This window comes from Cellulomonas sp. SG140, from assembly GCF_025770785.1.
Lineage (GTDB): Bacteria > Actinomycetota > Actinomycetes > Actinomycetales > Cellulomonadaceae > Cellulomonas.
The window spans coordinates 673,432-693,057 of record NZ_JANZLA010000001.1; the positions used below are offsets into that span (position 1 = coordinate 673,432).

A 19,626-nucleotide genomic window follows, 5' to 3' on the forward strand; every position below is an offset into this window, starting at 1 on the left:
GCGCGCCGTCAGTGCCGCGGCGACGCGGACTGGGCCGAGCCCAGCTCGCGGGAGCGCTCGTACGCCGCCCGGGCCGCCGCCACCACACCGGCACGCACCCCGTGGGCGTCCAGCTGGGCGACGGCAGCGACGGTGGTGCCGCCCGGCGACGAGACGCGCTCGCGCAGCACCACCGGGTGGTCGCCGCTCTGCGCCGCGAGCGCGGCGGACCCCTCGACGGTCGCGACCGCGAGGCGGGTCGCCAGGTCACGGGGCAGACCGAGCAGCACACCGGCCTCCGCCATCGCGTCGATCAGGTAGAACGCGTACGCCGGGCCGGAGCCGGAGATCGCCGTGACCGCGTCGAGCTGCTTCTCGGGCACCCGCACCACCAGGCCGGTGGGACGCAGGATCGTCTCGGCGAGCGCCAGGTGCCGCTCGGTGGCCGCCGAACCGGCGGCGAGCGCCGCGGCACCCTTGCCGACCACGGCCGGCGTGTTGGGCATCACGCGGATCACCGGGGTGCCGGCGGGCAGCCGCTGCTCGTAGAACGCGAGCGGCACACCGGCGGCGACGCTGATCACGGGGGCGCCGCCGCGCAGCGCGGGGCCGACCGCGGTCAGCACGTCCCCGACCACGTCGGGCTTGACCGCGACCAGGACGACGTCGGCACGGGCGGCCGCGTGCTCCGTGGAGGCCGCGGTGAGGACGCCGAGCCGGCGGCGCAGGTCCTCCGCACGGGCGACGTCCCGCTCCGCCACCTCGACGTCGCGCGGGGACCAGCCCGCCGCGAGCAGCGCCTCGACCAGCGTGCCGCCCATCACGCCGCCGCCGACGACCAGCACGTGGGCGCGCTGCGCCCGCTCGTCGTCCGCCCGGTCGGTCCCGGACCCCTCGGTCATGCCGGCCTCCCCCGTCGCGGCCGGGTGCTCCGGCCGTCCGCGCCGAGCCTAGTTGGGCCCGCCGATGGTCGGTGCCGACCGCGCGTCAGGGGAGCGCGCGGCCGGCACCGGGACGACGACGGCGCCGACAAGTCCGCCGCGTCGTCGGGCAGGGTGGGCCCGTGGACGGGGCCCACCCGGATCACCTGCCCGGCACTGCACCGCCGGCAGGCGGGCCGTTGAACGTGCCGCCGCCGAACTGGCGGTTGGCGCCGCCGTTGCCCCCCGACAGCAGCCCGGTGGACGACGAGGAGCGGGTGCTGCTCACCATCGGGACCGAGAGGTCCGCGAGCACCACCTTCTGACCCTCGGTCAGCCCGGAGGTGATCTGGGTCAGCTCGGAGCCGACCGCACCGCGCTGCACCGGCACGTCCTTGGCGGTGCCGTTCTCCAGCACCTCGACGGTCGCCGTCTGGCCCTCGACGTGCACGGCCGAGGTCGGGACGGTCAGCACCTGGCCCGTGCCGGCCACGGTGATCACCAGCTGCGCGGACGAGCCGCCGTACAGCTTCTCGGTGGTGGGCGTGACCGCGACGGTCACGGCGTAGGACGGCGTCGAGGTGGACGAGACGTCCAGCACGCCGATGCTGCTCACCGTGCCGGCGAGGGTCGCCGTGGTGGACGGCACCGTGATGGCCACCTTCTGGCCGACCTTGACCGCGTCGATCGAGCCGAGCGGGACGGTGGTGCTCACCACGTAGCCGTCGGTGCCGACCACCGTGACGACCGCCGACGTCGACTGCGCCCCGACGCTGCTGCCGACGGACAGCGAGACGGCTGCCACCGTGCCGGCGATCGGGGACGTCAGCGTCGTCAGGGACAGGTTCTGGGTGGCTATGTCGACCTTGGCCTGTGCCGAGTCGATGGCGGCGCGGTCGGACAGGATGTCCGCGGCGCTCGGGACCGTGGTGCCGGTGCCGCCGGCGGTCGCCGTGCCGGTCGAGGAGCCGGTCCGGGGCGCCGACGAGGTCGACGAGGCGCCGGACGTGGTCGATGCACCGCTGCGGACGGTGCCGGTCGAGGCGCCGGAGCCGGTCGAGGCACCGGAGCCGCTCGAGGACCCGGTGGACCCGGTGGAGGCCACCGCCTTCTGCAGCGCGGCGACCGCCTTGTCCAGGGCAGCTGCCGTCGTGTTGACCGAGGTCTGGGCGGCGCCCGTCGCGGTCTGGGCGGTACCGGCGGCGACGAGCGCCTTCTGGCAGGCCTGGAGCTGGGCCGCGGTCGGGGAGCCGGTGCCCGTGATCGCCGACGTGGTGGTGGCCGACGGGCTCGGCGTCGGCGTGGCCGACGCGGTGGGCGTCGGCGTCGGCGTGGGCGTCGCGCTGGCCGATGCGGACGGCGTCGGCGTCGGCGTCGGCGTGGCCGAGCCCGACGGGCTCGGCGTGGGGGTGGGCGTGGCCGTCGGTGTGGCGGTGGGGGTCGGCGTGACCGGGGCGCAGGCCGTCTGGGCGTCCTGCAGCGCGGTGGTGCTGGTCGCCAGGGCGGCATCGGCCGCGTCGTACGCCTTGAGCAGCGCCTGCTGCGCCTGCTGCACGGCCGCGAGCGCCGGGGCGACGGCAGAGCCGGAGGCCGCCGAGCCTGCGCCCGGGGCGCCGTTCGAGGAACCGGCGGAGGCGCCGGACGCGCCGGCGCTCGACGTGGTCGCCGCCGCGGACGAGGCGGTCGACGCGCCGGACGTGGTGGAGGTCGCGGCGCTCGTCTGCGAGTCGAGGTCCGTCTGGAGCTGCTGCTGGGCCGTCTGGAGGGTGGTCGTCGCCGAGTTCACCGCGTTCTGCAGCGAGGTCGGGTCGAGGGTGGCCAGCGTCTGACCGGCGGTCACCGTCTGCCCGACCGTCACGGCGACGGACGCGACCGTCCCGGCGACCGGGAAGGCGACGTCGCGCCGCGTGGCCGAGGAGACCGTCCCGACGGCGGAGACCGTCTGCGTCACCGAACCCATGCTGGCGGTCGCGGTGGTGTACCGGGTGTCCTGCTGCCGCGACATCGCGAGGGCCACCCCCCCGCCGGCGAGCGTCAGCACCACGGCACCGGCCGCGGCCAGCGCGGCGACCCGGCGCCCGCGGGACCGGCGCCGGCGCCTGACGACGGGCTCAGGCATTGGTGCCCGCCGCCGGAGCGCCCTGCTGGCCGGTCTGGCCCTGACCGGAGCGGTTGCCGCCGAACCCGCGGTTGGCGGTGACGCACGTGCCGTTGGTCGGCGGCGACACGACGATGCTGGTCGCCGTCACCTTGCCGGAGCTGTCCGCCTGGCCGCGGGCCGTGGCGCACTGGCCGACGACGATGGCCGACCCGTCCGCCGCCTTGGTGGTGCGGAACATGGTCGCGGAGTCGACCGTGACGGTGGCAGTCCCGGTGGTGGCTGTTCCGCTGGTGGCCGTGCCCCCGGTGCCGGTGGTCGTCTGCACCGTGATCGTGTCCCCGGACACGGCCGTGACCAGGCCGTCCACCGGCCGCACGAACCCACCCGCACCGCCTGTCGGCGCGCCGCTCGGCCGGGTGCCGTAGCGCTGTCCACCGGCAGGTGCGCCGCTGGGCATGCCGCCGCCCGGCGCGCCACGGGTGCCGGGCGTCCCGGCGCCGAAGCCGGCCGTGCAGGCACCGTTCACCGGCTGGCTGATGGCGACGGACGTCGCGGCGCCGGACGCCGAGGTGGTCGACGAGCTGCCGCTGGGCGCCGTGACGGCGAGCACGCACACCCCGGGCTTGACGTCGGCCAGGGTGCCGGCGACCTGCGCGGTGATGGTGGTGCTGGCCGTCCACGCGACCGCGGTCTGGCTCGAGGTGTCCTGCAGCTGCATCAGCTGGCCGGTGACGGCCGCGATGGTGCCGCGCACGCCGCCGCGGTCCTGCTGGGCGGTGCCGGACCCGGGTCGCGTGCCGGCGGAGGCCGAGGCGGCCGGAGCGGCGGCCTGCGCCTTGGTGGTGCCGGCACCGCCGCCGCAGGCGGCGAGGGCGAGGACCACGACGGCGCCGAGCGGAAGGGCCCAGGCGTGGTGCAGCCGGGCGGCCGTGGGACGGGACGACGACATGGCGGTGCTCCTCGACGTGTGGGTGGTGCTGGTACGGGCGCGGCGCATGCGGATCACTCCGACCGCAGCGCGTCGATGGGGGCGAGCCGGGCGGCCCGCGTGGCGGGGTACACCCCGAAGACGAGACCGATGGCAACGGCGATCACCACCGAGCCGGCGACCGCGACGCCGGACACGACGATGGTGCTGTTCAGCAGCTTCGGCAGCGTGTTGGCCGACACCACGCCGAGCAGGCAGCCGAGCAGCCCTCCGGCCAGGCCGAGGATCGACGCCTCGACCAGGAACTGCCGCCGGATGGCCCACGGCGGGGCGCCGAGCGCCTTGCGCAGGCCGATCTCGCGCGTCCGCTCGGTGACCGACACCAGCATGATGTTCATCACGCCGATGCCGCCGACCAGCAGGGACAGCGCTGCGATGCCGGTCAGCAGCACGGTCAGCGTGCGGGCGACCGCGGTGGCCGTCGACACCAGCGACTCCTGCGACGACACCGTGAAGTCGGCGTTGGACGCGCTGGTGATCGAGTGCAGGTTGAGCAGCAGCTGCGTCGCCTCCTGCGAGGCGCCGGACAGCTGGCCGGCGGAGGCCGCCTCGATGTAGATGCGGTTGACGGCGTCGCGGGTGCTGCCGCCCACCAGCTGCTCGGCGGCGGTGGACAGGGGCACGACGGCCATGTCGTCGAGGCTGGTGCTGCTGCTGGAACCGGCCTTCGACAGCACGCCGATCACCGTGAACTCGACGTTGTTCATGGTCACCGTGCGGCCCACGGCGTTGGTGGTGCCGTACAGCTGCGTGGCGGTGTCCGCGCCGAGGACCACCACGTCGGCGCGCGCGGCGTCCTGCGCGTCGGTGACGAACTGCCCGGCGGACAGCTGCCGCGCCCGGACGCCGAGCCACGACGCCGTGGTGCCGGTGACGGTGGTGGTCCAGTTGGTGGTGCCGTTGACCAGCGACAGCTGCGTGGACTTCTCCGGCGCGACGGCTGCGATGTCCGGCGCGTCCTGCTTGGACGTCAGGGCCACCGCGTCGGACCGCTTGAGGGTCGTGTTGGAGCCGAAGCCGCCGCGGATTCCGGTGGCGCTGGTGGTGCTGCCCGGGGTGACGATCAGCAGGTTGGAGCCGAGCGAGTTGATCCGCGCGGACACGTCCTTCTGCGAGCCGAGCCCGAGCCCGACGGTCAGGATCACCGCGGCGATGCCGATGAGGATGCCGAGGATGGTCAGGGTCGAGCGCAGGCCGTGCGAGCGCACCGCCGACCAGGCGGTGTGCAGGGTCTGGGTCCAGGTCATCGCCGGCCCCCGTCCTGCGGCCGGCCGGCGGCGTCCGCGTGGGCGCCCAGGTGCTCGTCGGGGTCGGTGTCGGACAGCACCAGGCCGTCCCGGACGCGCACCATGCGACGGGCCCGCTCGGCCACCTCGAGCTCGTGCGTGATGAGCACCACCGTCCGGCCCGCCTCGTGCAGCTCGTCGAACAGGGCGAGCACGTCCGCCGTGGAGTGGGAGTCGAGGTTGCCCGTCGGCTCGTCGGCGAGGATCAGGTCCGGGTCGCTGACCAGGGCCCGCGCCACCGCGACCCGCTGCTGCTGACCGCCGGACAGCTCGCCGGGCCGGTTGGCGGTCCGGTCCGCGAGGCCGACGCGGCTCAGCGCGTCCATCGCGCGGGCCTTGCGCTCGGCCGACGGGACGCCGGCGTAGACGAGCGGCAGCTCGACGTTGCGCCACGCGGACAGTGCCGGCAGCAGGTTGAACTGCTGGAACACGAACCCGATGCGCCGGTTGCGGATGTGGGCCAGGTCCACCTCGTCCAGCTCGGACACGTCCTCACCCGCCAGCCGGTACGTGCCCGTGGTCAGCACGTCCAGGCAGCCGAGGATGTTCATCAGCGTCGACTTGCCGGAGCCGGACGGCCCCATGATCGCCACGTACTCGCCCTGGTCGATCCGCAGGTCGACGCCGCGCAGCGCCTCGAACGTGATGCTGCCGGTCGTGTACGTCTTGCTCACGCGGAGCAGCTCGATCACCGGGGTGGCGGGCTGCTGGGACGGGTGGTCCTGCAGCGCCGTGGGGGCACCGATGGGGTGCGCGGCACCCCCCGAGCCGTCCAGCAGGTCCTCGAGCGCCGTGCCGTCGCGCCGCGCGCCGCCGTCAGCCATTCGACCGGCTCCCCGTCGTGCCCGCCTGCTGGCCACCCTGGCCCGACTGCGCGCCCTGACCCCCTTGACCGGGGAAGCCGCCCGGGAACTGACCCGTGCCGCCGTTGCCGTAGCCCCTGGTGCCGCCGTTGCCGCCGAAGCCGCCGTACCCACGCTGGCCGCCCGTGCCGGAGCCCGTCGCGCTGCGGGTGTACGTGACCTCGCGCACCAGGTCGCCCTCGGCCAGGCCGGACGTGATCTCGGTCAGCTGCCCGGACGTCTCGCCGACCTGCACCTCGACCGTCTGCACCGCGCCCTCGGCGTCGACCTTCTGCACGGTGCTCTTGCCGTTGGCGGTGGTGACGGCGGCCGTGGGCACGGCCAGCACGTCGGCGCGCCGCTCGTAGACGATCGCAGCGGTCACCGAGATGCCGTCGTGGAGCTTGCTGACGTCGCCGGTGACGTCGACCACCACCGGGTAGCTCGCCACGCCGGAGGAGGTCGACAGCAGGCCGATGGACGACACCGTGCCGAACACCGTGCCGGACAGGCTGGTCGACGTCATCTCGACCTGGTCACCGACCGCCACCTTGGCGATGTCGCTGTCGCTGACCCCGACCGACACCTGGTAGGCGTCCGTGCCGACGATGGTGAACTGCGCGCTCGAGGAGCCGGCGGACGCGGACGACGACGAGCCGCCGGCCGACCCGGTCCCGCCCTGCGCCCCCGCGCCCTGCGACGTGCCCGACGATCCCGAGGCGCTCGACCCGCCGGCGGTGCTGGTGCCGGTGCTCGTGGTGGTCGACGACCCGGTCACCTTCTGGCCGACGACCACGTTGACGGTGGTCACCAGCCCGGCGACCGGCGCGGTCAGCGTCGCCTGGCTCAGCGCGGTCGTCGCGCTGTCCACCTGCGACTGAGCGACGGCCACCTGGGCGCTCGCCGCGGCGATCTGCGCCACCTGGGCGGCGGTGCCGGTGGAGGCCGCCTGGAGGTCGGCCAGCTTGGCCTGGTCGGTGGCGAGCGTCGCCTTGGCCGAGAGCAGGTCGGCGTTCAGCTGCAACGTGTCGACGGTGGCCAGCGCCTGGCCCGCGGTGACCGTCGCCCCGGCGGCCACGTCGACCGCGGTGACCGTGCCGCTCACCGCGAAGCTGACGTCCTGCTTGACCTTGGGGGTCAGCGTGCCGGTGCCGGACACGGACTTCTGCATCGTGGTGAGGCTGGCCGCCACGTCGCGCGTGGTGGTCGTCGCCGTCGTCGCGGCCGAGGCGGAGTCGCGTCCCGCGAACCACCAGATGCCCGTGCCGGCGGCCGCCAGCACCACGGCCAGCAGCACCACCGCGATCACCCGACCAGCCGGGCGCGCCGACCTCCACCGCTTGCGCATGTCGTCCTCACGTCGTGTGCCGATGTTCGCGAGCGACGTTAGGGAGGGCTGCTGGACGCGCTGCCGATCCCGGCTGTGACGAGCCTGTGAATCCCGGGTGGGCGGTGCGGGGCGGACGCAGCAGAGCCCGGCGTGAGGGGGGTCTGCTCACGCCGGGCTCTGGGCCCGGGGGGCGCCGGGGGTGCGCCGCCCACGGTGGCCAGGCCGAACGGCCTTGGTGTGGGTCGGGTCGAGGGATCAGTCGAGGGACAGCTCCGCGCGTCCGCCGACGGCGTCGACGACCTGGTCGGCGGCCTGCAGTCGGAACGGCACGTCCGCGGGTCCCTCGGCCAGCAGCCGGTCGCCCTCGCGGCGCACGACGAACGTCGTCGTCGCCCCGCCGGTCGAGGACGGCACCACCACCTCGCGGCGGTCGCCGTCCGCCAGCTCGAACGCACGCAGCGTCACGCCGTCCGCCCAGTCGTAGTCCGGCCGGTCGGTGACGGCACCGACCGGCAGCACGGTGCCGGGCCGCACCAGCACGGGCAGCGAGTCGAGGCCGTGCACCTGGTTGACCCAGCGCGGACCGGTCACCGTGGACCCGTCGAGCAGGGAGGTCCACGTGCCCTCGGGCACGTACACCTCGGCGACGCCGTCCGGGGAGAGCACCGGCGCGACCAGCAGGCTGTCGCCCAGCATGTACTGCGTCTCGGCGGTGAAGGCCGACCGGTCGTCGCCGAACTCGAGCAGCATGTGCCGCAGCATCGGGACGCCGTCGGTGTGCGCCTCCTCGGCCACCCGGCCCAGGTACGGCATCAGCGAGAGCTTGAGGTGGGTGAACCGCCGCGTGATCTCGACGGCCTCGTCGTCGAACGCCCACGGCACCCGGACCGAGCCGGAACCGTGCAGGCGCGAGTGCGACGACAGCAGGCCGAACGCCAGCCACCGCTTGAACACCAGCGGGTCGGGCGTCCCCTCGAACCCGCCGATGTCGTGCGACCAGTACCCGAAGCCGGACAGGCCGAGCGACAGCCCGCCGCGCAGCGTCTCCGCCATCGAGGCGAGCGAGGAGTCGTTGTCGCCGCCCCAGTGCACCGGGTACTGCTGCCCGCCGACGGTCGCCGACCGGGCGAACAGCACCGCCTCGCCCTCGCCGCGCACGTCGCGCAGCACGTCGAACACCGTCTGGTTGTACAGGTGCGTGTAGTAGTTGTGCATCCGGTCCGGCTCGGAGCCGTCGAACCACGCGACGCCCTCGGTGGGGATGCGCTCGCCGAAGTCCGTCTTGAAGCAGTCGACGCCCTGGCCGAGCAGCGTGCGCAGCTCGCCGGCGTACCAGTCCGCTGCCGCCGGGTTGGTGAAGTCGACCAGCGCCATGCCGGCCTGCCACAGGTCCCACTGCCACACCGAGCCGTCGGTGTTGCGCAGCAGGTAGCCCTTGGCCTTGCCCTCCTCGAACAGGCGGGAGCGCTGGGCGATGTACGGGTTGATCCAGACGCAGATCCGCAGGCCCTTGGCCTTGAGGCGGGTGAGCATGCCCTCCGGGTCCGGGAAGGTCGCGGGGTCCCAGACGAAGTCGGTCCAGTGGAACTCGCGCATCCAGAAGCAGTCGAAGTGGAACACCGACAGCGGCAGGTCCCGCTCGGCCATGCCGTCGATGAACGAGCTGACCGTCTTCTCGTCGTACTCGGTGGTGAACGACGTGGTCAGCCACAGGCCGAAGGACCACGCGGGCACGCGCGCCGGCCGGCCGGTCAGCGCCGTGTACCGGCGCAGCACGTCCTTGGGGGTCGGACCGTCGATCACCAGGTACTCCAGCACCTGGCCCGGCACCGAGAACTGCGTGCGCTCCACCATCTCCGAGGCGACCTCGAAGGACACCTTCTCGGGGTGGTCGACCAGCACGCCGTAGCCCCGGGACGTCAGGTAGAACGGCACGTTCTTGTACGCCTGCTCGGAGGACGTGCCGCCGTCGAGGTTCCAGATGTCGACGGTCTGGCCGTTCTTCACCACCGGCCCGAACCGCTCGCCCAGGCCGTACACCAGCTCCCCCGGCGCGAGCGTCAGCTGCTCGTGCACGTACGTGTCGCCGTCGGGGCCGGTCGCCGCACCGACCGAGCGGGCGGCCGACGAGGTGAGCAGCCGGCCGCCGGACCGGAACTCCACCAGCCACCCGGGGCCGCGGCGCACGCGCACCGTCAGGTCTCCGGCGACCAGCTCGGCGACCTCGTCGTCCACCCGCACCTGCGGGACGAAGCCCGGCTGACCGGCGATCGCGAAGCCGGGGCGCCGCTCGGCACCGCCGTCGAAGTGCGCGATGCGCACCCGCACCACGCCGGGGGCGGGCGCGGAGTACGTGACGGTGATCAGCGGGAGGTTGAGCGTGTCGCCGCGGGTGCGGATCCGCTTCGCCGTGCCGTACACGGTCAGCGTGCCGGCCTCCGGGTCGGCGACGACGTCCCGCACCTCGGCGGGGCGGATCAGGGTGAACCCGTCACGGTCCATCCAGTAGCCGTTGGTGAACTTCATCGCAGGGGATTCCTTCGCGGGTCGGGTGCTACTTCACCGCGCCGGCGGTCACCCCACGGGTGAGCGTGCGCTGGAAGAACAGGAAGAACAGGAGGGTGGGGAGCAGGGACACCAGGGCGCCGGCGTTCAGGGTCGGCACGTCGAGCAGGCGGTCGCCCTGCAGCGAGCTGAGCGCGATCGGGACCGTCTGCGACGCCGGCGTGGTGAGCATCACCAGCGGGATGAAGAACTCGTTCCACGTCCAGATGAAGAAGAAGATCATCAGCACCGCCAGCGTCGGCCGGACGATGGGGAACACCACCCGCCACAGCACGCGCCAGCTGTTCGCCCCGTCGAGCGCGGCGGCCTCCAGCAAGGCCTTGGGAAATGTCCCGAGAACGCTGGCGAGTAGGTACGTGCCGAATGCCGACTGGATCACCGTGAAGATGATGACGATCGACCAGCCGCTGTTGTTCAGGCCCACCTTCTGGGCCATCGTGTACAGCGGGTACAGCAGCACCTCCTGCGGCAGCATGTTGGCCAGCAGGAACACCGCCACCAGCCACGCCCGGCCGCGCACCCGGCCGACGCCGATCGCGTAGGCGGTCAGCAGCGAGAGGCCGGTGCCGAGCACCGACACCGCGGCGGACGTCCAGATCGAGTTCCACAGCTTCACCGGGAAGTCGACGGTGGTCCAGAACTTCGTCAGGCCCGTGAAGTACAGGTTGGTCGGCAGGCTGAGCGGACCGTGCGTCGAGTAGTCGGCCGGCGACTTGAACGCGTTGATCAGCATCAGCACGAACGGCGCCAGCATCAGCACCGCGATGACGACGCAGCCGACCAGCACCACCCAGCGCAGCGCGCCGCGGTGGTGGCGGTCGCCGGTGCGGGTGCCCTTGACGGGTGCGGCGACCTGGGTCGGCGCCTGCGCGAGCGTGGTCATCGGACACCCTCCTCGTCCTTGCGGGCGGAGCGGTTCTGCAGCAGCTGGATGACGGCGGCGACCACGACGATCACCAGCGTCAGGACGGTGGCGACGGCGGCGCCGTAGCCCACCTTCGACTTGTCGAAGAAGTTGAGGAACGAGTAGTACGACGGCACCAGCGTCGACAGCTCGGGGCCGCCTCGGGTCAGCACGTAGATCGGTGCGAACACCTTCAGCGCCGCGATGGTGCAGGTCAGCGTGATGACGAAGGTCTCGGGCTTGATCTGCGGGATGGTGATCGCGCGGAACCGGCGGAACCAGCCGGCGCCGTCCAGCTCGGCGGCCTCGTACAGCTCGGGGTCCACCCGCTGCAGGGCCGACATGAAGATCACGGTCGGGTAGCCGATCTGGATCCAGACCAGCACCAGCATCACCGCGGGCAGCGCGGTCGACGGGCTGCCCAACCAGTTCGGCGGGTTGCTCACGCCCAGGGAGCGGAGAAGCGCGTTCAGCGACCCGGTCTCGGCGTTGAAGATCCAGTTCCAGACGATGCCCGCGACGGCCACCGGCATGATCTGCGGCAGGTAGTAGGTGGCCCGCAGGAAGCTGGCCGTCCGGTTGCCGACGTTCTTGCCGATGTAGTCGAACAGCACGGCCGCCAGCACCAGGCCGATCAGCGTGGGGACGACCACCATCGCGACGATCATCCAGACGGAGTTGCGGAACGAGCTCCAGAACGCGGCGTCGTGCAGCAGGTCGGTGTAGTTGCCCAGCCCGTACCAGTGCATGGGCGACAGGCCGCCCTTCCACCGGTGCAGGCTGTAGAACAGGTTGAGGCCGAACGGCACGATGATCACGGCCGTCAGCGCGATGACACCGGGCAGCAGGTAGAGCCAGTAGACCGCCTGGCGCCGGCGTGCGGCGCGGTGGACGCGGGGCGTCTGTACCGACATGAGGGATCTCCTGGTCCGGGTCGTCGGGGGTGTCAGCGCAGGTGGGCTCCTCGTCGGGCCCCGGGTTCCGTCCGGGGCCCGACGAGGTCACCTCACTTGCCCGTCAGGTCCTTACGACCGGAGTCGTAGAACGTGCCGAGGTCCTTCAGCGCGTCGGCCGGGGCCTTCGAGCCGTTGACCACCGTCTGGCCGAAGCTGACGAGCTGGTCGTAGAAGCCGGCGACCGGCCAGTCGGGGTAGAACGCGAGACCGTCGTTCTTCACCACGGAGTCGAAGTTGTCCTGCAGGGTCTTGGTGTTCGGGTCCGTGATCACGGACGAGTCACCGGCGACCGGCAGACCACCGAGCTTGGCCATCGTGTCCTGCGACGTCTTGCCCAGCGTGGCGTCGATGAACTTGGCGGCGAGCGCGGCGTTCTTCGAGTTCTTCGGGATCACCAGCAGGTTGCCCGACGAGCCCGGGTTCAGCTTGTTGCCCGGGAAGGTGAACTGGCCGAGCTTGAAGGAGGTGACCTCCTTGTTGAGGCGGCCGAACCACCACGAGCCGGAGACCATGATCGGGTACTTGCCGGCGATGAACGCCGTGCCCATGTCCTCGGCCTTCAGACCGGACGAGTCCTTGGAGATGTAGCCCTTGGACACCCAGTCGGCGAGGGTGTTGGTGCCGTCCAGCAGCGGGCCGGACGTGAAGTCCACGTTGCCCTTGAACAGCTGGAAGTTGTCGACGAAGGAACGGTCGGCCTTGTTCAGCACCAGCTCGTACCACAGCTGACCGAGGGGGTACTCGGCGCCGGCCTCGGCCAGCGGGGTCACGCCGTTCTGCTTGAACGTCGCCAGGGCCTTCTCGAAGTCGGCGAAGTTCGTCGGCACGGAGATCCCGTACTTGTCGAACATGTCCTTGTTGTAGAAGACGGTGACGTACTCGCCGTAGCTGGGGACGCCGTACCACTTGCCCGACCCCATCAGGCCGTTGTCGTCGTACTTGGCGGTGGTCTGCACGGACGACGACAGCTTGGTGTCCCAGCCGTACTTCTTGGCGTCGGCGCTCAGGTCGGTGAGCAGGCCCTGCGAGGCGAGCTGACCCGCGGTCGCGTTGCCCTTGTTGTACTCCATGACGTCGGGCACGTCGTTGCCCGCCAGCACGATCTTGGCGTTCTTCTGCAGCTGCTCGAACGTCTGCTTCTCGACCTTGACGGTGACGCCCGGGTTGGCCGCCTCGAACTCCTTGATGGCGGCGTTCCAGCCCTGCGTCATCGCCGAGTCGTCACCCTCGTAGTGCCAGAACGTGAGGGTGGTGGGGTTGGCGGTGCCGCCGGCGGCAGCGCCGGAGCTCGAGGACGAGCTGCCCCCGGACGAGCAGGCGGCCAGCGAGAGGGCCGCGAGGGCGGTCGCGGCGACCACCTTCAGGCGGGTCGAACGGGTCATGACTTTCCTTCCGTCGTGCGGCTCGGCATCGAGCAGCGGGTGGGATGGAGCGGGTGCGGCTCGTCAGGGGGTGGTGAGCCGGGTGACCGGACCGGACGTCTCCCGGACCTGCAAGGTGCAGGGCAGGTTGACGCCGGCCGGGGCTGGGCGGCCGTCGAGGACCTCGAGCAGGCCGTGCACCGCACGTCGGCCCTGGTCGGGGCCCGGTGCGGCGAGATAGGTGAGCGGGTGGTCGTACATGTCGCTGATCTCGCCGGAGATCGCGATGCCCACCACGGACACGTCCCGCGGGACGGAGCGGCCCGCCTCGCGCAGGGCGGAGGCGACGCCGAACAGCGCGAGCTCGTTCATCACGATCACGGCGGTCAGCTCGGGGTGCTCGGCGAGCAGCGCTGTGGTGGCACGACGACCGGCACCCGGGTTGACGTCGCACGGCGTGCTGACCGGGGTCAGCCCGCGCTGCGCCATCGACTCCTCGTAGGCGTGCAGCGCGCGGACCGACGGGCCGTAGCCGGCGTCGAGGTCGGCCTGCGAGCGGTTGACGAAGGCGATGTGGGTGTGGCCCTGACCCACCAGGTGGTCCACCGCCACCTCGAGGCTCTCCTCGAAGTCGATGTCCACCCAGACCCGGTCGGCCGGGTCGGCGGAGCGGCCGATCAGCGCGCACGCGAGGCCCTGGCTCTCGACGGCCTCGATACGGGGGTCGTCCAGCGCGACCTCCATCAGCAGCACGCCGTCGGCGGTGCGACCCGCCGCGAGCTCCCGCAGCACCTCGGGCTCGCTGCTGCTGACCGGCCACAGCACCAGCTCGTAGTCCGCCTCGCGGGCCGCCTCGACGGCGCCCTGGACGATCTCGTTCAGGGTCGCGCCGAGCGAGACGCCGTAGACGGGGTAGGCGAGGGCGAGCACGTGGGTGCGACGCGAGGCGAGCGCGCGGGCGACCGGGCTACGACGGAAGTCGAGCTGGGCCATCGCCTGCTCGACGCGGGCGCGGGTGGCCGGTGAGACCGGCCGCTTCCCCGTGAGGGTGTACGACACGGTGCTCAGCGAGACATGGGCCAGATCGGCCACGTCCTGCATCGTCGCCATGGCGAACCCCTTCGTTCGAAGCGCTTCCGCGAAGCGCTTCGACAAGAATGCGCGGCGAAGGAGATAACGTCAAGCGCGCGAACAAACCCGTGACCTGATCGAGACCGTCGGTGACTGGACGGCCGTCCAGAGGGACGCTCAGGGCGCCGGGTGACCCGTCACCGGGCGACCCGGGCGCATCGGGTGCGACGTCGGCGGGGCCCGCGCGCGCGGGCGGCCGGAGCCACGGCGCGAGCACGCGCCGGCGCGCTGCGGCTCAGACCGGCAGCAGGAACCCGTCGGCGACCAGGCCGCGCACGGTGGGCAGCACCTCTCGGGCGACGTCGTCCACCGACCGCTCCAGCAGGGCGCCGAGCGCCCCGACGATCGTGCCGACGCTCAGCTCGCCGTCGCACGCCCCCACGAGCCCCGCCACGGCCGTGCCCACCTGCACGGCACGACCGAATCCGCCGCCCTGCCGCAGCAGCACCACGCGCGGGTCGGACTCCCCCGGCACCAGGTGCCGCTCCTCGGTGACGTCGCCTGCGACGACGAGGTGCTCGCCGGCCAGCGCGTCGTCGGCACGCGCGCCCAGCCAGTCGTGGGCCGCGAGCCCCGCGGCGATCGCCGGGCCGACGGGGCCGGGCAGGGGGTTGGTCAGCTCCTCGAGGCGTCGGAGCCGCGGCCGGTGCTCGTCGACCACCGACGGCCGACGCAGGGTCACGATGCCGAAGCCGATCGCGGTGACGTCGCGGGACGCCAGGTCGTCCAGCCAGGCGCCGTACAGCGACCGCCACGCGGTCCGGTCGGTCGCCGACGTGGTGCCGGCGTCGCGGATCCAGGTCTCGGCGTACTGGGCCGGGTCGAGCAGCTCGCGCTGCACCACCCACGCGTCCAGCCCCGAGGCGTCCACCCAGGCGCCGATCCGCTCGGTCCAGTCGGCCTGCCCGTGCACCTCCCAGTTGGCCAGCAGCTGCGCGACGCCGCCCGGTGCCAGCACGCCACCGACCCCGGTGACCAGCTCCTCGACCAGCGAGTCGCCGGCGCGACCGCCGTCGCGGTACTCGTACACCGGCACACCCGGCGTGCGCGGGGTGATGACGAACGGCGGGTTGCTCACCACCAGGTCGAACACCTCGCCGGCGACCGGCTCGAGCAGCGAGCCGCGGCGCAGGTCCACGCGGGAGTCGTCGAAACCGGCCAGCGCGAGGTTGAACGCCGCGAACGCCAGCGCCCGGTCGGACACGTCCGTGGCGGTGACGTGCCGCGCGTGCCGCGAGGCGTGCAGCGCCTGCACACCGCAGCCCGTGCCGAGGTCCAGCACCCGGTCGACCCGCGTGGGGACCGTGGCGGCGGCGAGCGTCACCGACGCGCCGCCGATGCCCAGCACGTGGTCGGTGCCCAGGGGGCCGCCGGTCGCCAGCTCGCCGAGGTCGGAGGCGACCCACCACGTCGTCTCGTCGGCACCGTCGACCGCCGTCCACGGGCGCAGGTCGACGAGGGGCCGGAGCCGGTCAACTGTCGCCTGGCCCGGTGCGCCCGCACCAGGCGTCTCCGCGCCCGCCGTCACCTCGCCCGGTACGCGCTCACCAGGCGTCGCCTCGCTCGCTGTCCCATCGCCCGGTGAGCCCTCGCCCGATGAGCCCCCGCGCGCTGTCCCGTCGTGGCCGGCACGCGCACCTTCGGCGCTCTCCACCTCGTCCGCGCGGGCGACGAGCCCGAGCGCCAGCGCACCCGCCGCGCCGGCCGTCGGCAGCGCACGGTCGAGATCCGCCCTCGTCACGGCCTCGCCGAGGAGGAAGGCCCGCACCAGCGTCGCGACGGGTGGGGCGTCCGGGCCGGCCGTCGCCCGCAGTGCTGGGGTCGGCTCACCGCGCTGCAGAGCCGCCGAGGCGACCGGGCCGAGCAGCGCCTCGACGGCGTCGACGGTGAAGGCGGCGAGGTCCGCCCGGAGGGCCGCGACGGCGGTCTCGTCGACCACGGGGACGCGACGCGGCGTGCGGTCGTCGGACGTCGCGGCAGACGTCGTCACCGCTCCTCCCCGACCACGAGGTCGACGACCACGGGCAGGTGGTCGCTGGCCACGCGGGCCGCCGGGACGTCGAGCACACGGGCGGCTGTCACGCGCAGACGGTAGCCGACCGGCGCGGCGTCGACGCCCTGGGCCGGAGCGGACGGCGGGGACGTCGGGCCGACCAGCACGGCGTCGATCCGCTGGGCCGGAGCCGAGGCCGGGAACGTCGGGCCGGCCTGTGCAGCCGCATCCGTCAGCTCCTCGTCGAGCAGCGTCCGCCACGACGGCTGGTCCGGCAGCTCGTTGAGGTCGCCTAGCACCACCAGCGGGTCGGTGCGCGGCAGCCGGTCCAGCACCAGGCGCAGGTGCCGCTCCCGCTCACCGGCGTCCAGGCCGAGATGGATCACGACCACCCGGACCGGCTCGCCGCCCGGCAGCACCCGGGCCGTGCTGGCACCGCGCCGGGTGCGCGGAAGCTCCCAGGGCAGCCGGTAGGCCGCCGCCTGGTCGGACGGCAGGTCCGCGCGCACCAGCAGGGCGGTGCTGCGGGAGGCGCCCCCGCCGACGACCACGCGGAGGCCCGCTCGGCCGGCGACGCGGCGCAGGCGCCAGCGACCGAGGGGGCCGAGCGGACGTTCCTGGACGCCGACGACGTCCGGAGCCGTGTCCCGCAGCACGCCGACGACGGCGTCCACGCAGCGTCGGGTGGTCAGCCAGGGCGTGCCGAGGGCGTGCAGGTTCCACGTCATCACCCGCAGCGGCCGGTTCGCCTCGGCGGCCTCGGTCGCTCCCCCGGGCTCCGGCACGGCCGCGGGCTCCGTCACTCCCGCGGGCGCGGTCCCCGCGGAGCCGTGTCGGCGAGGCTGTCGTCGTCCAGGTCCTGGTCAGGCAGGTCGGCGGCGAGCTCGGCGTCCGAGAACTCGTCCGTCTCGTCGAACTCGAGCTCCGCCTCGAGCATCTCCGGGTCCTGCGAACCGTCGGACGCGCGCCGTCCTTCGGCCGACGCCGCGGCGACCGACTCGCGGTCCACCCGCGCCGCCCGGAGCCGGGACACGATCACCGCCCCGAACGCCACCCCGGCCGCGAGCACGGCGATCACCAGACGCAGCGCGTGGTTGGCGCCGGCGCCGGCCGACACTGACACGACGGCCGGCGCGACCAGCAGTGCCACCAGGTTCATCACCTTGATCAGCGGGTTGATCGCCGGTCCGGCGGTGTCCTTGAACGGGTCGCCGACGGTGTCACCGATCACGGCCGCGGCGTGCGCCGCCGAACCCTTGCCGCCGTAGTGCCCGTCCTCGACGATCTTCTTCGCGTTGTCCCAGGTGCCGCCGCTGTTGGCGAGGAACACGGCCATCAGCACACCGGCGCCGATCGCACCGGCGAGGAAACCGGCGAGCGGGCCGATGCCCAGCCCGAACCCGACGGCGATCGGTGCGAACGCCGCCAGCAGGCCGGGGGTGGCCAGCTCCCGCAGCGAGTCGCGCGTGCAGATGTCGACCACCCGGCCGTACTCCGGCCGCTCGGTGCCGCCCATGATGCCGGGGTGCTCGCGGAACTGGCGGCGCACCTCGAAGACGATCGCACCGGCGGCGCGGGTCACGGCGTCGATCGCGAGGCCGGAGAACAGGAACACGGTCGCGCCGCCCAGGATCAGGCCGACCAGCGTGACCGGGCTGATGATCTGGTAGTCCATCATCGCGGTGACCAGGTCGTCGCCGATCCGGCCGCTGACCCCCGCGAGCGACGTGCGCACCGCGTCGGCGTAGGAGCCGAACAGCGCGGTCGCGGCGAGCACAGCCGTGGCGATCGCGATGCCCTTGGTGACGGCCTTGGTGGTGTTCCCGACGGCGTCGAGGTCGGTGAGGATGCGCGCACCCTCGTCGGTGACGTCGCCGGACATCTCCGCGATGCCCTGGGCGTTGTCGCTGACCGGACCGAAGGTGTCCATCGCGACGATCACGCCGACCGTCGTCAGCAGGCCGCAGCCCGCGAGCGCGATGAGGAACAGGGCCAGCGGGATCGACCCGCCCGCCACCAGGAACACGGCGCAGATCGCCGCGGCGATGATGCCCGCGGTGTAGACGGCGGACTCGAAGCCCACGCCGATGCCGGACAGCACCACGGTGGCGGCACCGGTCAGCGTGGTCCGGGCGACGTGCAGGGTGGGGTTGCTGGTGGTGTTGGTGAAGTAGCCGGTCACCCAGAGGATCACGCCGGCCAGCACCACGCCGACCAGCACCGCGATCGACGCGATCAGGCGCGGGTCGCCGTGGTGGGTCTGCAGCCCGGCGGTGCCGTCCGTGAAGGCCGAGAACGACGACGGCAGGTAGACGAAGGCGGCGACGGTGGCCAGCACCACGCCGAGCAGCGCCGCCGTGTAGAAGCCGCGGTTGATCGCCTGCAGCCCGGACTCCTGGCCACGGACCCGCGTGATGAACACACCGAGGGCTGCCACGAGGGCGCCGACGGCCGTCACGAGCAGCGGGAACACCATGCCGTGCTCGCCGAACGCCGCCTTGCCCAGGATCAGCGCGGCGACCAGCGTCACGGCGTACGACTCGAACAGGTCGGCCGCCATGCCGGCGCAGTCGCCGACGTTGTCACCCACGTTGTCCGCGATGGTGGCGGCGTTGCGCGGGTCGTCCTCCGGGATGCCCTGCTCCACCTTGCCCACCAGGTCGGCGCCGACGTCGGCCGCCTTGGTGAAGATGCCGCCGCCCACCCGCATGAACATCGCGAGCAGCGCGGCGCCGAAGCCGAAGCCCTCGAGCACCGCGGGCGCGTTCCCCCGGTAGACGAGGACGACGGCGGACGCGCCGAGCAGCCCGAGGCCGACGACCGACATGCCCACCACGCCGCCCGTCCGGAAGGCGATCCGGGCACCGGCCGCCCGTCCGTCGGGACCGGAGGCCGCCGCCGCGACGCGCAGGTTGGCACGCGTGGCCAGCCACATGCCGAGGAACCCGATCGATGCGGAGAAACCTGCCCCGAACAGGAAGAAGATGCTGCGGCCCAGCTTGACGCCACCGTCGCCCGGGAGCAGCAGCAGCAGCGCGACGACCACCACGGCGAACAGGCCGAGCGTGCGCAGCTGCCGACGGAGGAACGCCGAGGCACCCTCCTGCACGGCGTGCGCGATGTCCTGCATGCGGACGGTCCCCTCGCCCGCGGCCAGCACCTGACGGGCCAGCACCGCGGCGACCGCCAGGGCAGCCACCGCCACGGCGGCGATGCATCCGACGATCACCAGGCTCGTGGTGCCGAGCTGCAGCATGGATCCTCCCCCAA

The 19,626-nt window shown here is 73.1% G+C and carries 14 protein-coding genes; all 14 read right to left on the reverse strand.

Features of this window, described 5'->3' with window-relative positions:
* Positions 1-8 precede the first annotated feature (8 nt).
* The 14 genes from proC to N0B34_RS03260 all read right to left on the reverse strand — a co-directional run bounded on the left by proC (position 9) and on the right by N0B34_RS03260 (position 19,612).
* Positions 9-881: a pyrroline-5-carboxylate reductase gene (gene proC, locus N0B34_RS03195; RefSeq protein WP_263729781.1), complete on the reverse strand. Its 873-nt coding sequence runs from the start codon at positions 879-881 to the stop codon at positions 9-11.
* Between the two features lie 181 nt (positions 882-1,062).
* Positions 1,063-3,018 carry an efflux RND transporter periplasmic adaptor subunit gene (locus tag N0B34_RS03200; protein ID WP_263729783.1) on the reverse strand — a complete coding sequence of 652 codons (1,956 nt, stop codon included), beginning with the start codon at positions 3,016-3,018 and terminating at the stop codon, positions 1,063-1,065.
* Positions 3,011-3,949: a hypothetical protein gene (locus tag N0B34_RS03205; RefSeq protein WP_263729784.1), complete on the reverse strand. Its 939-nt coding sequence runs from the start codon at positions 3,947-3,949 to the stop codon at positions 3,011-3,013. The genes N0B34_RS03200 and N0B34_RS03205 overlap by 8 nt, the downstream gene beginning before the upstream one ends.
* A 53-nt stretch (positions 3,950-4,002) precedes the next feature.
* Complete coding sequence (locus N0B34_RS03210; RefSeq protein ID WP_263729786.1) at positions 4,003-5,235, reverse strand: ABC transporter permease; 1,233 nt, start codon at positions 5,233-5,235, stop codon at positions 4,003-4,005.
* On the reverse strand, positions 5,232-6,098 hold the full coding sequence (locus N0B34_RS03215; RefSeq protein WP_318529957.1) for an ABC transporter ATP-binding protein: 867 nt from the start codon (positions 6,096-6,098) through the stop codon (positions 5,232-5,234). Before N0B34_RS03215 ends, N0B34_RS03210 begins: the two co-directional genes overlap by 4 nt.
* Entirely contained in the window at positions 6,091-7,464 is a 1,374-nt protein-coding gene (locus tag N0B34_RS03220; RefSeq protein WP_263729787.1) for an efflux RND transporter periplasmic adaptor subunit, read from the reverse strand. Before N0B34_RS03220 ends, N0B34_RS03215 begins: the two co-directional genes overlap by 8 nt.
* Before the next feature lie 237 nt (positions 7,465-7,701).
* Positions 7,702-9,972, reverse strand: a complete 2,271-nt coding sequence (gene yicI, locus N0B34_RS03225; protein WP_263729788.1) for an alpha-xylosidase — start codon at positions 9,970-9,972, stop codon at positions 7,702-7,704.
* A gap of 28 nt (positions 9,973-10,000) precedes the next feature.
* Positions 10,001-10,894: a carbohydrate ABC transporter permease gene (locus N0B34_RS03230; RefSeq protein WP_263729789.1), complete on the reverse strand. Its 894-nt coding sequence runs from the start codon at positions 10,892-10,894 to the stop codon at positions 10,001-10,003.
* The gene (locus N0B34_RS03235; protein WP_263729790.1) at positions 10,891-11,829 is read right to left on the reverse strand and encodes a carbohydrate ABC transporter permease; all 939 of its coding nucleotides are present in this window, start codon (positions 11,827-11,829) and stop codon (positions 10,891-10,893) included. Before N0B34_RS03235 ends, N0B34_RS03230 begins: the two co-directional genes overlap by 4 nt.
* 92 nt (positions 11,830-11,921) lie before the next feature.
* Complete coding sequence (locus N0B34_RS03240; protein WP_263729791.1) at positions 11,922-13,253, reverse strand: ABC transporter substrate-binding protein; 1,332 nt, start codon at positions 13,251-13,253, stop codon at positions 11,922-11,924.
* A gap of 63 nt (positions 13,254-13,316) precedes the next feature.
* Positions 13,317-14,342 (reverse strand): LacI family DNA-binding transcriptional regulator, encoded by a 1,026-nt coding sequence (locus N0B34_RS03245; RefSeq protein ID WP_263729792.1) that lies wholly within the window; start codon positions 14,340-14,342, stop codon positions 13,317-13,319.
* 256 nt (positions 14,343-14,598) lie between these two features.
* On the reverse strand, positions 14,599-16,353 hold the full coding sequence (locus N0B34_RS03250) for a methyltransferase (protein WP_263729793.1): 1,755 nt from the start codon (positions 16,351-16,353) through the stop codon (positions 14,599-14,601).
* On the reverse strand, positions 16,350-17,141 hold the full coding sequence (locus N0B34_RS03255) for an endonuclease/exonuclease/phosphatase family protein (protein ID WP_263729794.1): 792 nt from the start codon (positions 17,139-17,141) through the stop codon (positions 16,350-16,352). Before N0B34_RS03255 ends, N0B34_RS03250 begins: the two co-directional genes overlap by 4 nt.
* Positions 17,142-17,155: 14 nt before the next feature.
* Positions 17,156-19,612: a sodium-translocating pyrophosphatase gene (locus N0B34_RS03260; RefSeq protein ID WP_263729795.1), complete on the reverse strand. Its 2,457-nt coding sequence runs from the start codon at positions 19,610-19,612 to the stop codon at positions 17,156-17,158.
* Positions 19,613-19,626: the final 14 nt, after the last annotated feature.

Bases quoted from the DNA above. Each gene is read 5' to 3' on its own strand.
- N0B34_RS03205 (WP_263729784.1), bottom strand. From the start codon at position 3,949: ATGTCGTCGTCCCGTCCCACGGCCGCCCGGCTGCACCACGCCTGGGCC.
- N0B34_RS03200 (WP_263729783.1), bottom strand. From the start codon at position 3,018: ATGCCTGAGCCCGTCGTCAGGCGCCGGCGCCGGTCCCGCGGGCGCCGG.
- N0B34_RS03210 (WP_263729786.1), bottom strand. From the start codon at position 5,235: ATGACCTGGACCCAGACCCTGCACACCGCCTGGTCGGCGGTGCGCTCG.
- N0B34_RS03240 (WP_263729791.1), bottom strand. From the start codon at position 13,253: ATGACCCGTTCGACCCGCCTGAAGGTGGTCGCCGCGACCGCCCTCGCG.
- N0B34_RS03245 (WP_263729792.1), bottom strand. From the start codon at position 14,342: ATGGCGACGATGCAGGACGTGGCCGATCTGGCCCATGTCTCGCTGAGC.
- N0B34_RS03260 (WP_263729795.1), bottom strand. From the start codon at position 19,612: ATGCTGCAGCTCGGCACCACGAGCCTGGTGATCGTCGGATGCATCGCC.
- N0B34_RS03215 (WP_318529957.1), bottom strand. From the start codon at position 6,098: ATGGCTGACGGCGGCGCGCGGCGCGACGGCACGGCGCTCGAGGACCTG.
- N0B34_RS03230 (WP_263729789.1), bottom strand. From the start codon at position 10,894: ATGACCACGCTCGCGCAGGCGCCGACCCAGGTCGCCGCACCCGTCAAG.
- proC (WP_263729781.1), bottom strand. From the start codon at position 881: ATGACCGAGGGGTCCGGGACCGACCGGGCGGACGACGAGCGGGCGCAG.
- yicI (WP_263729788.1), bottom strand. From the start codon at position 9,972: ATGAAGTTCACCAACGGCTACTGGATGGACCGTGACGGGTTCACCCTG.
- N0B34_RS03220 (WP_263729787.1), bottom strand. From the start codon at position 7,464: ATGCGCAAGCGGTGGAGGTCGGCGCGCCCGGCTGGTCGGGTGATCGCG.
- N0B34_RS03235 (WP_263729790.1), bottom strand. From the start codon at position 11,829: ATGTCGGTACAGACGCCCCGCGTCCACCGCGCCGCACGCCGGCGCCAG.